The sequence below is a fragment of the Paraburkholderia phenoliruptrix genome (assembly GCF_047325075.1).
Classification (GTDB): Bacteria; Pseudomonadota; Gammaproteobacteria; order Burkholderiales; family Burkholderiaceae; genus Paraburkholderia; species Paraburkholderia phenoliruptrix.
This window is the reverse complement of the sequence record NZ_CP168531.1, coordinates 614192-628820: the sequence shown is the minus strand read 5'-3', so window position 1 is coordinate 628820 and position 14629 is coordinate 614192. Positions and strand designations below refer to the sequence as shown.

The window sequence follows — 14629 nt, the reverse complement described above, 5'->3', positions numbered from 1 at the left end:
TTGCAGTAGAAGGTGAAGTAGCAGTACGTAGCAACGCGGCCGCCAAGAGCCGCGGCAACAAAACGGCGCGCGGATCGCCACGCGCCGGCCCATGCTGGCCGCCACAAGCGGCGAGGTTGAAACCTGTTTGGAGATCCAGATGCAGACAACAGTCAGTTTATGGCCGCTGATCGGCGTGGCCGTCATCATCGTTGGCTTTTTATTGCGGTTCAATCCGATGCTGATCGTGGCGGTTGCCGCGATCATCACCGGCCTCGCCGCGCACTTCCCGCCTGAAAAGATCCTCGCCGAAATCGGCACCGGCTTCATCAAGACGCGCAACATTCCGTTGATCATTCTTCTGCCGCTCGCGGTGATCGGCCTGCTCGAACGGCACGGCCTGCGCGAGCGCGCCCAGACGTGGATCAGCGGCATCAAGGCCGCCACGGCCGGGCGTCTGCTGATCGTCTATCTGCTCGTGCGCGAACTCACCGCGGCGGTCGGCCTGACCGGGCTCGGCGGACATCCGCAGATGGTGCGCCCGCTCATCGCCCCGATGGCCGAAGGCGCCACCGAAACCCGCTTCGGCAAGATCAGCGACGCCGTGCGCTTCAAGCTGCGCGCCTTCTCGGCGGCAACGGACAACGTGGGTCTCTTCTTCGGCGAGGACATTTTCGTCGCGTTCGGCGCCATCGTGCTGATGACCACCTTCCTGAAAGAGGCCGGCATCGTCGTCGAGCCGATCCACGTGGCGGTGTGGGGCATTCCGACCGCGATCAGCGCGTTTCTGATTCACGGCTTCCGCCTGTATCTGCTCGACCGCAAGCTCGACCGCGAACTGCGCGGCAACGCGAAAGCGGGCAACACCACCGTTTCGCCGGCGCAATCGGCCGCAGGAGACAAAGCATGACGCTCACGATTACCTATCTGTTCTGGCTGCTGGGCGTGGTGCTGCTGATCATCGGCGGCATGATCGTCACCGACAAGGAACACCCGCGCCGCCTGACGGCCGGCGGCTTCTGGATTCTCTACGCACTGATCTTTCTGATCGGCGACAAGCTGCCGCCCGCCGTGGTCGGCGTCGCGGTGATCGCCATGGCGCTGATTGCCGGCTTCGGCGGCGTGACCGCGGGCAAGCCGCGCGTGCTCTCGCTCGAAGCGCGCAAGGCGAGCGCCGCGCGGCTTCGCAACAAGCTGTTCGTGCCCGCGCTGACGATTCCGGTGATCACGGTGATCGTCACGCTGTCGGCAAGCCACCTGGTGTTCGGCGGCGTGCCGCTGATCGAAAAGGCCAACGTCACGCTGATCGGCTTCGGCATCGGCTGCGTCATCGCGCTCGCCATTGCCTGCGTGCTGACGCGCGACACCGTCGGCCAGTCGATGAAGGAAGCGCGCCGCCTCGTCGACGCCCTCTCCTGGGCCGCGGTGCTGCCGCAAATGCTCGGCATGCTCGGCCTCGTGTTTTCGGATGCGGGCGTCGGCAAAGCCGTCGCGCACGTGACGACCGCGTACATCAGCCTCGACTACCGGTTCATCGCGGTGGCTGTGTACTGCATCGGCATGGCGCTCTTCACGATGGTGATGGGCAACGGCTTCGCCGCTTTCCCGGTGATGACGGGCGGCGTCGGCGTGCCGATTCTCGTCGGCGTGTTTCATGGCAATCCGGCCGTGATGGTGGCGATCGGCATGTTCTCGGGCTACTGCGGCACACTGATGACGCCGATGGCCGCGAACTTCAACATGGTGCCGGCGGCGCTGCTCGAACTGCCTGACAAGAACGCGGTGATCAAGGTACAGATTCCGACGGCGCTCACGCTGCTGGTGGTCAATATCTTCCTGCTCAATTTCCTGATGTTCAGCTAGAACGCAGCGGTAAAAGACAGTACAAAATGCAGCAATTTCCGATGTGCCGTGCGACGTTTCGGCGGCACATCGGTGAAGCATGAGCAACAGGAAAAACCTGCAACGGAAATGGGATGTGTCCGAACGCCGGCCCATGAGACCGGCCATAAGATGCCGGACGATCTCCCGTCCACGCGCGCGGGCGCGCGCGTAGCGCACGGCCGCGGCTCTTCCCGCAGGTCTTCATGGAACATCAATCCCAGCGCCCCGGCGGGCGCACCGCGTCGCCGCCGTCGTCCAGTGTCGCTTCGCTCGTCGACGCCGCGCTGCACGCACATCAGGCCGGTCGGCTCGACACCGCCGACTCCCTCTACCGCGAAATCCTCGCGCTCGATCCAGCACATGCAAGGGCCTTGCATTACTTCGGCGTACTGCACTATCAACGCGGACAGCACGCGGCGGCCGCCACGCTAATGAGCCAGGCGCTCAAGCACGACCGTCACGACGCCGCGTGCTGGAGCAACCGCGGTCTCGCCGCCGCCGCGCTCGGCCGACTGGACGAAGCCACGATCTGCTACGACCAGGCGCTGCAACTGCAGCCCGATTTCGCCGACGCGCGCAACAATTTCGGCGTGGCCTTGCAGGCCCAAGGCGCACTGGATGACGCGCTCGAGCAGTACAGGCTCGCCATCGCGTCGAATCCCGCGTTTGTCGATGCGCATCTGAACCTCGGCACGGCGCTCGGCAAGCTCGGCCGTTTCGCCGAAGCGCTCGCGTGTTACCGCGACGCGCTGCGGCTCGATCCGACATCGGCGGAGGCGCACTTCAACGCGGGCAATGCGCACAACGCGCAGGGCGAACACGAGGCGGCGGTCGCCAGTTTCGAGCGCGCGCTCGCGCTGCGGCCGGATTACGCCGAGGCGCACGTCAACCTGGGCAGCGCGATCGGCAAGCGCGGCGACTATGCCGGGGCCGAGGCGCATTACCGGCGCGCCGTTGTGCTCCAAGCGAATCCGACGAACCTGGTGTGCCTCGGCGGTTCGCTCGGCGCGCAGGGGCGCCTCGACGAAGAAGAGAAGTTTTATCGCGAGGCGCTGGCGCAAGACCCCGGTTACGCGGACGCACATCAGAACCTCGCGTGGCTGCTGCTCAAGCGCGGCGATTACACAGAAGGATGGGCCGAGTTCGCGCTGCGCTGGCGCAAGAGCGACTATGACGCGCTGGCCGTCGCGGGCGTGGCCGAATGGCGCGGCGAGCCGCTCGACGGGCGGCGCCTGCTGATCGTCGGCGAGCAGGGTTTCGGCGATCACTTCCAGTTTCTGCGCTACGCGCGCGTGTTGCACGAACGCGGCGCGCGAGTGGATGTGTGCGTGCGCGAGCCTTTGCTGCGGCTCATCCAACGCATGCCGGGCGTGCATCGCGCGTTCGCCGGCAGGCCGGACGCGCCATACGACTTCTGGGTCCCGATGATGAGCGTGCCGTCCTGCGTCGGCACCGAACTGGCCACGATTCCGGCTGAGCTGCCCTATCTGTTCGCGGACGAGACAAAGATCGAAGCGTGGCGCAGCAAACTCGCCGCGAGCGGCGGCGCAAACCGCAAAGTCGGCCTGGTGTGGGCGGGCAGTCCGACATTCGGCAACGACCGCTACCGGTCGATGGCGCTCGCCGATCTGCACCCGCTTGCGGATGTCGCGAACGTGAGCTGGTATCCGCTGCAACAAGGCCCGGCGCACGCCCAGCTGGCCGGCGCACCGCTCGCGTTGCGCGCGCACGATTTCACCGGCGAACTGGGCGACTTCGAGGACACCGCCGCGCTCATCATGAACCTCGACCTGGTGATTGCCGTCGACACCGCCGTCGCGCATCTCGCGGGCGCGCTCGGCAAGCCGGTGTGGCTGCTGCTGCCGGCCAATTCCGACTGGCGCTGGCTGCAAGCGCGCAGCGACTCGCCGTGGTATCCGGGAATGCGGCTTTTCAGGCAGCAGGTGTTGGGGGAATGGGCGGGCGTGGTGGGGGAAGTGGTACACGCTCTCCAAACGGAGGAGCAAGAATGAAAACACCGCGCTTCGAAGCGGTTGATGTACCGCACGGCCGGCTGTCGCGTGGCGGTAATGTGCTACATTTGTTGCACACTCACGGCTCGGCAGCGAGCGGAGAAGAGACCATGGCTGTTACATCGAAAATTCGGAGGCAGGGCGGAGCACTTGTCATGACGATCCCGCCAGCGCTTCTCAAGTTGCTGCACGTAGACGCCGGAGATCACATGTCCTTGGAGGTCCAGGATGGACAATTGATCGCGCGGCCCGCGTCGTCGGCGACAAAACGCTATACGCTCGCCGAACTGCTGGAGGGCTCCGAAAGTATCGCGGAGTTGACCGCAGAGACCGCCTGGGCACGAGACGGCGGCCCTATGGGAAGCGAGCTGACATGATGGTCAAGCGGAATACGCCACGGCGCGGCGACGTCTACTGGATCGACCCGAACCCCGTAGCAGGCAAGGAGATGAAGGACCGGCACCGCTTCGTCGTGATCACGCCCGCCGAGATCAACGCGCTGGGTGTATGTATGACGGTGCCTATCACCACCGGCGGCAACTTCTTCCGTCACGCCGGCCTTGCCGTCCACATTTCCGGACACGATACAACCGGCATAGCGGTATGCAATCAGGTTCGCACTTTCGACATCAATGCTCGCGTAGAGCACGGTTCTGCTCGCTACGTAGAGACGCTCGACAAGCAAACAGCCGACGAGATCGTTGCGCGAGTAGTCAGCGCAATCGACCCCGCGCCGTGACTCGGCATTTCATGCCGGGCATTTCGCACCCGCTCTCACCCCGCCTCCACCACAAACCCATGCTGCCGCAGCAACTGCAGCACTCCTTTGCGTCCGCCCAGATGCAACGCGCCGATTGCCACGAACACGGGCTTATTCGGCGCGGCGATCAGCAGCATGCGCGAGACGAAGCGCCGGTTGCGCGCGTAGACGATTCTGTCGTCGATCGAATCCGACACGCGCTTGTCACGCGCGAGTTTCTCCGTTTTCGCGGCTTCCCACGCGGCGATTGCGTCGGCGTCCCCGACCCGCCATAGGCGATGCAAGGTACGCACGTCCTCGACATTTTGCGCGGGCGTCTGCACCAGATCCTGCGCGAGCATCTCGCGTTGCTGCGCGAGCGAGAGGCCGGTGAACGCGCGCATTTGCTGCGGCAGCGTCTCCAGTCCGACAATCTTGCCGCGCGTGCGCAAATAAACGTTCTGCAATTGCGCCTCGGTGCCGTATTCGGTCTGCAAACCGGCGCTGAGCGAATCGTAGGTTTCCACCAACAGCGAGGCGAGCCACGGCCGAGTCTTCTTGATCTCATCCAGCGCGGCGGGATTGCCGCGCAGACGGAACGCGAGCTTGCGCCACAGCGGCTCGGGCAGCAAGCCAGGCAGGCAGTCGCGGCGGCATACGCCGTATTTCGAGACGTCGTCTTGCGAGACCAGCAGCTCGTCCGGCGAGAGTTCCAGCGCCAGTGTCGGCGACGCCGCCAGGGCGCCCATGATCGGAGGACGAAACGGCTGAGCCGCCGGGTAATCGGCGGGATCGCCGACGTGCAGCGTGCCGAGCACGTAGAGCGTAGTGGTGCCGCGCGTCGCGACATAGAACGGCATGTGCGCCGGTTGCAGCCGCACAGGACCGCTCGCCGTCGTGCCGGGCGTGGCGGGCGGCGGATTGAAGCCGGGCAGCGCGGCGCGCGGCGGCGCCGGCGTCTGCGGCACCGGAACGCTCGGGTGCGCGCCTTTGGCGTTTGCCTCGGTGGATACGGTGGGCGTATTGGCCGCGGCACCAGCGGCATACGCGGCGCCGGGCAGTCCGACATAAAAACAAAAAACGCCGACAAGCGCGGCACTGGTCAGTGCACGCGCCCGCAAGCGTCGCGTGAAGGCAGCGCGGCGGCCGCCATCACGCGAGCGGCGCGCAAGACGACGCGCCGCCAGCGCATCAGGCATCCACGTCCCCCACCTCCTCGGCACGGTGACACGACACCAGACGGCCATCCACTTCACGCAGCTTCGGTTCCTCGCTGCGGCAGCGGTCGATCACATACGGGCAGCGCTGATGAAACGTACAGCCCGACGGCGGATTCAGCGGCGACGGCATTTCACCCTGCAGCTTGATCTTGATGGTGCGATCCGCCTCGAAGATCGACGGCGTCGCCGACATCAACGCACGCGTGTACGGATGACGCGGCTTCGAGAAAATCCGCTTCTTGTCACCGAGTTCCGCCACGCCGCCGAAGTACATCACCATCACGTCGTCGGCAATATGCTCGACGACTGACAGATTGTGCGAAATGAACACGTAGCTGGTCTTGAACTGCTGCTGCAGATCCATGAACAGATTCAGAATTTGCGCCTGGATCGACACGTCGAGCGCCGACACGGGTTCGTCGGCCACGACGATCTGCGGATCGAGAATCATCGCGCGCGCAATCGCCACACGCTGACGCTGGCCGCCCGAGAACATATGCGGATAGCGCTTCGCGTGTTCGGGACGCAGGCCGACGGTGCGCATCATCTGCGCGATGCGCTCGGCGCGTTCCGTCGCGCTCAGCTGCGTGTTGATCGCGAGCGGTTCGCCGAGCGTCTGCTCGACCGTCTTACGCGGATTGAGCGACGCGAAGGGATTCTGGAACACCATCTGCACGCGCCGCCGCAGCGCGGCAATCTTCGCGTGATCGGCGCCGGCGACGTCTTCACCGTTGATCAGCAAGCGGCCCGCGCTGGGCGACTCGATCATGGTGAGCTGGCGCGCCAGCGTCGATTTGCCGCAGCCGGACTCGCCGACCACCGCGAGTGTCTTGCCGCGCTCGAGTGCGAACGACACGCCGTTCAGCGCTTTCACCGTGCCCGTTGCGAACATGCCGCGCTTGACCGTGTAGTAACGCGCGAGCTTGTCGGCGACCAGCACGTGATCGCCCGCATGGTCCGACTGGCGCCGCGTTTCGGGTACTGCATTCATCGTGCGCCTCCATGGGTATGAACGTTCGCGTCGCCGGCGAGGTTCAGGGGTTTGATGCAACGCACGCGCGCCACCTCGGCGTGGCCTGGCATGGGCGCGAGCGCGGGGCGTCCCTTGTTGCAGTCGTCGACCATGTACTTGCAGCGCGGCGCGAAGAGGCAACCCTTCGGACGATCGTCGCGGCCCGGCACCATGCCCGGCAACGCGGCGAGCCGCACGGCGCCCACGTTGTGTTCCGGAATCGCCGCGAGCAGCGCTTCCGTGTACGGATGATGTGGCGCGGCGAAGATATCCGGCACCTTGTTGGTTTCGATTACTTCGCCAGCGTACATGACCGCGACGCGCTGCGCGACCTCGGACACCACCGCGAGGTCGTGCGAGATCAGCACGAGCGCCATGCCGCGCTCCTTCTGCAGGCGCATCAGCAGCTCCATGATCTGCGCCTGAATGGTCACGTCGAGCGCGGTAGTCGGCTCGTCGGCGATCAGCAGCTTCGGGTTGCAGGCAATCGCCATGGCGATCATCACGCGCTGGTTCATGCCGCCCGACATCTGATGCGGAAACGCGCCAATGCGATTCTTCGCGTCCGGAATGCCGACCTGGTCGAGCAGTTCTAGCGCGCGTTTGTCGAGCGCGCTGCCGCGCAGGCCTTCGTGCAGCTTCAGTACTTCCTTGATCTGATAGCCGACGGTGTAGCTCGGGTTCAGGCTGGTCAGCGCGTCCTGGAACACCATCGCGATCTCTTTGCCGATGATCTTGCGGCGTTCCTTCGCCGATGCCTTCAGCAGATCGCGTCCGTTGAAGGTGATTTCGTCCGCCGTGACCTTGCCCGGCGCGTCGATCAGGCCCATCAGCGCCATCATCGTCACGCTCTTGCCCGAGCCCGATTCGCCGACGACACCCAGCACTTCGCCCGGCGCGACGTCGAGGTTGATACGGTCGACGGCCGGCAAGCCGTTGAAGTTCACCGCGAGATTGCGGATGGTCAGTAGGTTGTTGCTCATTTATGCCATCCGTTTGAGTTTCGGATCGAGTGCGTCGCGCAGCCCGTCGCCGAGCAGGTTGATGGCGAGCACCGAGATCAGGATGGACAAGCCAGGCATGGTGACGATCCACCACGCGCTGTCGATGTAGTCGCGCGCCGAAGCGAGCATCGCGCCCCACTCCGCCGACGGCGGCTGCACGCCGAGGCCGAGGAAGCCGAGCGCGGCCGCGTCCAGAATCGCCGACGAAAAGCCGAGCGTGGCCTGCACGATCAGCGGCGCCGTGCAGTTGGGCAGCACTTGCGAGAACATCAGGCGCAGCGTGCCGGCACCCGCTACGCGCGAAGCCGTCACGTATTCCTTCTGCAACTCGCCTTGTGCCGACGCGCGCGTCAAACGCACGTAGCCCGGCAGCGCGACGATCGCGATCGCCAGCATCGTATTGACGAGGCCTGGACCGATGATGGCCACGACCGCCACCGCGAGCAGCAGCGAGGGCAGCGCGAGCAGCACGTCCATGATGCGCATGATCGGCGTGTCGGCCCACTTGTCGAAGAACGCGGCGATCAGCCCGAGCACGATGCCCGGAATCAGCGCGAGCACGACGGAGATGAAGCCGATCCAGAACGACAGCCGCGCGCCGTACATCAGGCGCGAGAGGATGTCGCGGCCCGCTTCGTCGGTGCCGAGAATGAACTTCCAGTTGCCGCCTTCGAGCCATGCGGGCGGAATCTTCACGAAGTCGCGGTATTGCTCGATCGGGCTATGCGGCGCGATGAGCGGCGCGAATATCGCCACGACGATCAACAGCAGCACGACGATGCCGGCGCCGACCGCGCCGCGATTGCGCGAAAAATTGGCCCAGAACTCGCGGGCCGCGATGGCGCGGCCGCTCGGCGGAGTCACCGACTGGGGAACGGTGTTTTGAATGTCTGCCATGTCCACTTACCTCGTATGGCGGATGCGCGGGTTGAGCACGCCGTACAACAGATCGACGACGAGGTTCACGAAGATCACGAGCGTGGCGATCATCAGAATGCCGCCTTGCACGACCGGATAGTCGCGTCGGCCGATTGCGTCGATGAGCCACTTGCCGATGCCCGGCCACGAAAACAGCGTCTCCGTCAGCACTGCGCCGGCCAGCAACGTGCCGACCTGCAGGCCGATCACGGTCACGACCGGAATCAGCGCATTGCGCAGTGCATGCACGACGATCACCCGCGCCGGCGACAAACCCTTCGCGCGCGCGGTGCGGATATAGTCCTCGCGCAGCACTTCGAGCATCGACGAACGCGTCATGCGCGCGACGACCGCGAGCGGAATGGTGCCGAGCACGATGGCCGGCAGGATCAGATGGCTCAATGCGGACTTGAACGCGCCTTCGTCGGTGGACATCATCGCGTCGATCAGCATGAAGCCGGTCACGTGCGGAATGTCGTATTCGACCGCGATGCGGCCCGACACCGGCGTCCAGCCGAGCTTGACCGAAAACACCATGATGAGGATCAAGCCCCACCAGAAGATCGGCATCGAATAACCGGTGAGCGCCGTGCCCATCACGCCGTGATCCACCGCCGTGCCGCGCCTGAGCGCCGCGAACACGCCCGCCGGCAGGCCCACGATCAGCGCAAAGAGCATCGCGCAGATCGACAGCTCGACGGTGGCGGGGAAGCGGGCGAGGAATTCGCCCATGACGCTGGTGTTGGTGATGATCGAGGTGCCGAGGTCGCCATGCAGCGCGCGGCCGATGTAATGGACGTACTGCATCGGCAGAGCTTCGTCGAGTCCGAGCCGGTGCATTGCCGCGGCATGCATGGCCGGATCGACGCCGCGCTCGCCCATCATCACTTCGATGGGATCGCCCGGTATCAGGTGAATCAGCGCGAATGCAAGGATCGTGATGCCGATGAAGGTCGGTATCACCATGCCGATGCGGCGCAAAACAAAGCGGAACATGGTTCGTCCCTATGGTCTTGATGAAGAAAAAACGCAACCGGCGACGAGGGCTCGTGACCCCGGTCGCCGGACCATTTCGACCAGTTTTCTAACCGTGCGAAAAGCGTACTGCGCGAATTTTACGACTTGCCCGACACGTGGCCGGGTGCCTTACTTGACGCTGACGCCGTCGAAGCGGGCATAGCCGAGCGGCTCGATGCGCATGTCGACCACCTTCTTGCTGACAGGCTGATAGACGGTCGAGTGAGCGATCGGCGAGAACGGCAGTTGCTGCGCGAAAATCTGCTGCGCCTGCATGTAGGCCGTGGTGCGTGCGCCCTGATCGGACGAGGAGCGGCCCTTCTGGATCAGGTCGTCGAACGGCTTGTAGCACCACTTCGAGAAGTTGTTGCCGTTCACCGCTTCGCAGCCGAGCAGCGTGCCGAGCCAGTTGTCCGGATCGCCATTGTCGCCGGTCCAGCCGATCAGCATCGTGTCGTCCTCACCAGCGTGGGCGCGCTTGATGTACTCACCCCACTCGTACGTGACGATCTTCGCCTTCACGCCGATCTTGGCCCAGTCGGCCTGGATCATTTCCGCCATCAGGCGGGCGTTCGGGTTGTAGGCGCGCTGTACCGGCATGGCCCACAGCGTGATGTCGAAGCCGTTCGGATAGCCGGCCTTCGCGAGCAGCGACTTGGCCTTTTCCGGATCGTACGAGGCGGCCTTCAGGTTCTTGTCATAGGACCATTGGGTCGGCGGCATCGGGTTCGTGGCGGCCTGGCCGGCGCCCTGGTACACCGATTCGATGATCGCCTTCTTGTTGATCGCCATGTCGAGCGCCTGACGCACTTCGACCTTGTCAACGGGCTTGTGCGACACGTTGTACGCCAGATAGCCGAGGTTGAAGCCCGGTTGCGACGGCATGGCAATGTTGGCTTCCGACTTCAGCGGCGCGATGTCGGCCGGACGCGGATAGCTCATCACCTGGCATTCGTCGCGCTTGATCTTTTGCACGCGCACGCCGGCGTCCGGCGTGATCGAGAAGATCAGCTTCGAGATCTTGACGGTGTTCGGCTTCCAGTAATCGGGATTGCCGTCGAAGCGGATGGTCGCGTCTTTCGTATAGCTGCGGAAGATGAACGGACCCGTGCCGACCGGGAACTGGTTGATGTCGGCGGCCTTGCCGGCCTTCAGCAGCTGGTCGCCGTATTCGGCGGACAGGATCGACGCGTATTCCATCGCCATGTTCTGGATGAACGGCGCGTTGACTTCCTTCAGCGTGAATTTGACCGTGTACGGATCGACCTTTTCGACCTTGGTGATCAGCTTGTCGAGGCCCATGTCCGTGAAGTACGGGAACTGCACGGGGTAAGCCTTGCGGAACGGCTGATTGGTGTCGAGCATGCGCTCGAACGTGAACACGACGTCGTCCGCGTTGAATTCGCGCGTCGGCTTGAAGAACGACGTGGTCTGGAACTTCACGCCGTGACGCAGATGGAACGTGTAGGTCTTGCCGTCGGCAGAGACGTCCCACTTTTCGGCGAGGCCCGGCTCGACCTTGGTGCCGCCGCGCTCGAATTCGACCAGACGGTTATAAACCGTGAACGTGTTGGCCGTGAAATCGGTGCCCGTGGTGTATTGGGCCGGATCGAAACCCGCGGGGCTGCCTTCTGAGCAGTAGACGAGGGTCTTGTTCGGAATCTCAGCACGGGCGACGCTCGCGCCCAGCATCGATGCCGCTGCAGCAGCGACGAGCGTCGTAACACGCGCGGCGCGCAACAGATTGTTTTGCTTCATGTTTCCTCCAGGTTCGGGGCCGGCTGTCGCCAGCGTAGCGCGATATTACTGAGCTTTCCCCGGTGTCACAAGCAGAGGAAATTATCCGCGACGCCGCATCCGGCGCGCCTCCGCGGTTATTTAGAGGGCTCTTTCGAATGACTTTCAGGGTCGGGCAGTTGGGGGAGAGGGGGCGATTCGACCTGCCCGGCCGGTTTTGAACCCGGCAAGAATACTAATGAGGAAACAGCCGCCAGACTCGCCGCACATGTCCCGCACGGCGAGTCTGGCGAGAACCGACAAAAAGCATGACAGGCAGCGCTTCGGCCGATCAGCCCTTCAACCGCTCACAAATCGCTCTCGTCGCCGCCGCGCCATTAAGCGTGTAGAAGTGCAGACCGGGCACCTTCGCGTCGATCAGACGAGCGCACAAATCCGTGACCACATCCAGCCCGAAGGCGCGGATCGACTCGCGGTCGTCGCCGAAACTCTCCAGCCGGCGCGCGATCCAGCGCGGCACTTCGGCGCCGCACATTTCCGAAAAGCGCATGAGTTGCGAGAAGTTCGTGATCGGCATGATGCCCGGCACGATCGGCACGTCGACGCCGAGCTTGCGTGCCTCGTCGACGAAACGGAAATAGGCGTCCGCATTGAAGAAGTACTGCGTGATCGCGGAGTTGGCGCCCGCCTTCACCTTGCGGGCGAAGTTTTCCAGATCGTGACGCGGCGAGCGCGACTGCGGGTGATATTCCGGATAGCCGGCCACCTCGATCCAGAACCAGTCGCCGAACTCGGCGCGGATAAAGCTCACCAGCTCCGACGCATAGCGCAGCTCGCCGACTTCGCCCATGCCGGACGGCAGGTCGCCGCGCAGCGCGACAATATGGCGGATGCCGTGCGCGCGGTACTGGTTGAGAATCGCGCGCAAGCTCTCCTTGGACGAGCCGATGCACGACAGGTGCGGCGCGGCCTCGAGCCCTTCCTTCGCCATTTCGACGACGGTATCGAGCGTGCCCTGTTGCGTCGAGCCGCCGGCGCCGAACGTGACGGACACGAATTTGGGCTTGAGCAGCGCGAGCTGCGCGCGCGTGGCCCGCAGCTTGTCGACGCCTTCCTGCGTCTTCGGCGGGAAGAATTCGAATGAAAGTTCGATCGGGTTCATGATTCAGTATGTCAACCGAGACTACGGTTGCCGAAAATGAGCGCGGACAGCAGCCATGAAACGATGCTGTACAGAATCGAGCCGAAGAACGCCGACCAGAACCCCGATACCTCGAAACCCTTCAGCAGCGACGCGCACAGCCAGAAGCACAGCGCGTTGACCACCAGAATGAAGAGCCCGAGCGTCAGAATCGTGACGGGCAGCGTCAGCAGAATCAGCACCGGCCGCAGGATCGTATTGATGAGGCCGAGCACGACCGCCACGATCAGCGCCGTCCCGAAGCTGCGGATGTGAATCGACGGAACGAGGTAGGTGATGATCAGGAGCGCCAGCGCATTGATCAGCCAGGTCAGCAGCACGGTCATGTAAAGCTCCTTGCAGGCAGAATGTCCGTTAAACAATGGGAAGCGGACATGGCGAAGAAAACGGCGCCTGCGCGCCGCCCCGTCGTCATGCCGTCATGCTTGCCGGCCGCCCGCGCGCTTGCGCGCAAGCGGGCGTGCCGCAACGCATGGGCTTAGTAGCGGTAGTGGTTCGGCTTGAACGGACCGTTCTTTTCGACGCCGATGTAGCTCGCCTGCGCGTCCGACAATTCGGTCAGCTGTGCGCCGATGCGCGCCAGATGCAGGCGCGCGACCTTTTCGTCCAGATGCTTCGGCAGCACGTACACGCGGTTCTCGTACTTGTCGCCTTGCGTGAACAGTTCGATCTGCGCGAGCGTCTGGTTCGTGAACGAGTTCGACATCACGAACGACGGGTGGCCCGTCGCGCAGCCGAGGTTCACGAGGCGGCCTTCGGCCAGCAGGATCACGCGCTTGCCGTCCGGGAAAATGATGTGGTCGACTTGCGGCTTGATGTTTTCCCACTGGTACTGGCGCGTCGACGCCACGTCGATTTCCGAATCGAAGTGACCGATGTTGCAGACAATCGCGTTGTGGCGCATTGCCTTCATGTGATCGTGGTTGATCACGTGGTAGTTGCCGGTGGCCGTCACGAAGATGTCGGCCTTGTCAGCCGCATATTCCATCGTCACGACGCGGTAGCCTTCCATGGCCGCCTGCAGCGCGCAGATCGGGTCGATTTCCGTGACCCACACGGTCGCGCCCAGACCGCGCAGCGATTGCGCGCAGCCCTTGCCCACGTCGCCGTAACCGGCCACCACCGCGATCTTGCCGGCGATCATCACGTCGGTCGCGCGCTTGATGCCGTCCACGAGCGACTCGCGGCAGCCATACAGGTTGTCGAACTTCGACTTGGTGACCGAGTCGTTCACGTTGATGGCCGGGAACGGCAGGCGCCCTTCCTTTTCCATCTGATACAGGCGATGCACGCCGGTCGTGGTTTCTTCGGTCACGCCCTTGATGTGCGAAAGGCGCGTGGAATACCACGTCGGGTCGGCGTCCAGATGACGCTCGATCGACTTGTACAGCGCGACTTCTTCCTCATTGGTCGGCTTGGCGATGACCGAGCGGTCTTTCTCCGCCTTCGAGCCGAGAATGAGCAGGAGCGTCGCGTCGCCGCCGTCGTCGAGAATCATGTTGGCGAACTCACCGTCCGGCCATTCGAAGATGCGGTGCGAGAACTCCCAGTATTCGTCGAGCGACTCGCCCTTGAACGCGAACACCGGCGTGCCGGCCTTGGCGATGGCCGCGGCCGCGTGGTCCTGCGTCGAGAAGATGTTGCACGAAGCCCAGCGCACGTCCGCGCCGAGCGCGGTCAGCGTCTCGATCAGCACGCCGGTCTGGATGGTCATGTGCAGCGAACCGGCGATGCGCGCGCCTTTCAACGGCTGCTGCGCCTTGTATTCGTCGCGCGTTTGCATGAGACCGGGCATTTCGGTCTCGGCAATGGTGAGCTCCTTGCGGCCCCAGTCGGCAAGCGACATGTCGGCAACGAGGTAGTCCTGGGAATTTTGGGAATCGATAACTGCGGCGTTCATCACGCC

Annotated in this window: 14 protein-coding genes; 5 read left to right on the top strand and 9 right to left on the bottom strand. The window is 64.0% G+C overall.

Going from position 1 to position 14629, the window contains the following annotated elements:
* The first annotated feature begins 139 nt into the window (after positions 1–139).
* From ACEN8U_RS14805 to ACEN8U_RS14785, 5 genes are all read left to right on the top strand, one after another.
* On the top strand, positions 140–889 hold the full coding sequence (locus ACEN8U_RS14805; RefSeq protein ID WP_041746416.1) for a DUF969 domain-containing protein: 750 nt from the start codon (positions 140–142) through the stop codon (positions 887–889).
* Positions 886–1842: a DUF979 domain-containing protein gene (locus ACEN8U_RS14800; RefSeq protein ID WP_310104193.1), complete on the top strand. Its 957-nt coding sequence runs from the start codon at positions 886–888 to the stop codon at positions 1840–1842. The genes ACEN8U_RS14805 and ACEN8U_RS14800 overlap by 4 nt, the downstream gene beginning before the upstream one ends.
* 224 nt (positions 1843–2066) lie before the next feature.
* Complete coding sequence (locus tag ACEN8U_RS14795) at positions 2067–3875, top strand: tetratricopeptide repeat protein (protein ID WP_310104196.1); 1809 nt, start codon at positions 2067–2069, stop codon at positions 3873–3875.
* Positions 3872–4252, top strand: a complete 381-nt coding sequence (locus ACEN8U_RS14790; RefSeq protein WP_310104199.1) for an AbrB/MazE/SpoVT family DNA-binding domain-containing protein — start codon at positions 3872–3874, stop codon at positions 4250–4252. Before ACEN8U_RS14795 ends, ACEN8U_RS14790 begins: the two co-directional genes overlap by 4 nt.
* The gene (locus ACEN8U_RS14785; RefSeq protein WP_015003970.1) at positions 4249–4614 is read left to right on the top strand and encodes a type II toxin-antitoxin system PemK/MazF family toxin; all 366 of its coding nucleotides are present in this window, start codon (positions 4249–4251) and stop codon (positions 4612–4614) included. Before ACEN8U_RS14790 ends, ACEN8U_RS14785 begins: the two co-directional genes overlap by 4 nt.
* A gap of 35 nt (positions 4615–4649) precedes the next feature.
* Here ACEN8U_RS14785 and ACEN8U_RS14780 read toward each other — a convergent pair whose 3' ends face one another.
* The 9 genes from ACEN8U_RS14780 to ahcY all read right to left on the bottom strand — a co-directional run bounded on the left by ACEN8U_RS14780 (position 4650) and on the right by ahcY (position 14623).
* Complete coding sequence (locus ACEN8U_RS14780; protein WP_310104203.1) at positions 4650–5813, bottom strand: TraB/GumN family protein; 1164 nt, start codon at positions 5811–5813, stop codon at positions 4650–4652.
* Positions 5806–6825 (bottom strand): peptide ABC transporter ATP-binding protein, encoded by a 1020-nt coding sequence (locus ACEN8U_RS14775; RefSeq protein WP_013589895.1) that lies wholly within the window; start codon positions 6823–6825, stop codon positions 5806–5808. Before ACEN8U_RS14775 ends, ACEN8U_RS14780 begins: the two co-directional genes overlap by 8 nt.
* Positions 6822–7829: an ABC transporter ATP-binding protein gene (locus tag ACEN8U_RS14770; RefSeq protein ID WP_015003972.1), complete on the bottom strand. Its 1008-nt coding sequence runs from the start codon at positions 7827–7829 to the stop codon at positions 6822–6824. Before ACEN8U_RS14770 ends, ACEN8U_RS14775 begins: the two co-directional genes overlap by 4 nt.
* Positions 7830–8747, bottom strand: a complete 918-nt coding sequence (locus tag ACEN8U_RS14765) for an ABC transporter permease subunit (protein ID WP_013589897.1) — start codon at positions 8745–8747, stop codon at positions 7830–7832.
* A gap of 6 nt (positions 8748–8753) precedes the next feature.
* The gene (locus ACEN8U_RS14760) at positions 8754–9764 is read right to left on the bottom strand and encodes an ABC transporter permease subunit (RefSeq protein WP_015003974.1); all 1011 of its coding nucleotides are present in this window, start codon (positions 9762–9764) and stop codon (positions 8754–8756) included.
* A 150-nt stretch (positions 9765–9914) separates the two neighbouring features.
* Positions 9915–11543 (bottom strand): ABC transporter substrate-binding protein, encoded by a 1629-nt coding sequence (locus ACEN8U_RS14755; protein WP_015003975.1) that lies wholly within the window; start codon positions 11541–11543, stop codon positions 9915–9917.
* 310 nt (positions 11544–11853) lie between these two features.
* Positions 11854–12684 carry a methylenetetrahydrofolate reductase [NAD(P)H] gene (metF, locus tag ACEN8U_RS14750; protein WP_013589901.1) on the bottom strand — a complete coding sequence of 277 codons (831 nt, stop codon included), beginning with the start codon at positions 12682–12684 and terminating at the stop codon, positions 11854–11856.
* An 11-nt stretch (positions 12685–12695) separates the two neighbouring features.
* Positions 12696–13049, bottom strand: coding sequence for a phage holin family protein (locus ACEN8U_RS14745; RefSeq protein ID WP_013340808.1), 354 nt, complete (start codon positions 13047–13049; stop codon positions 12696–12698).
* 152 nt (positions 13050–13201) lie between these two features.
* Complete coding sequence (gene ahcY, locus ACEN8U_RS14740) at positions 13202–14623, bottom strand: adenosylhomocysteinase (protein ID WP_041745855.1); 1422 nt, start codon at positions 14621–14623, stop codon at positions 13202–13204.
* Positions 14624–14629 lie beyond the last annotated feature (6 nt).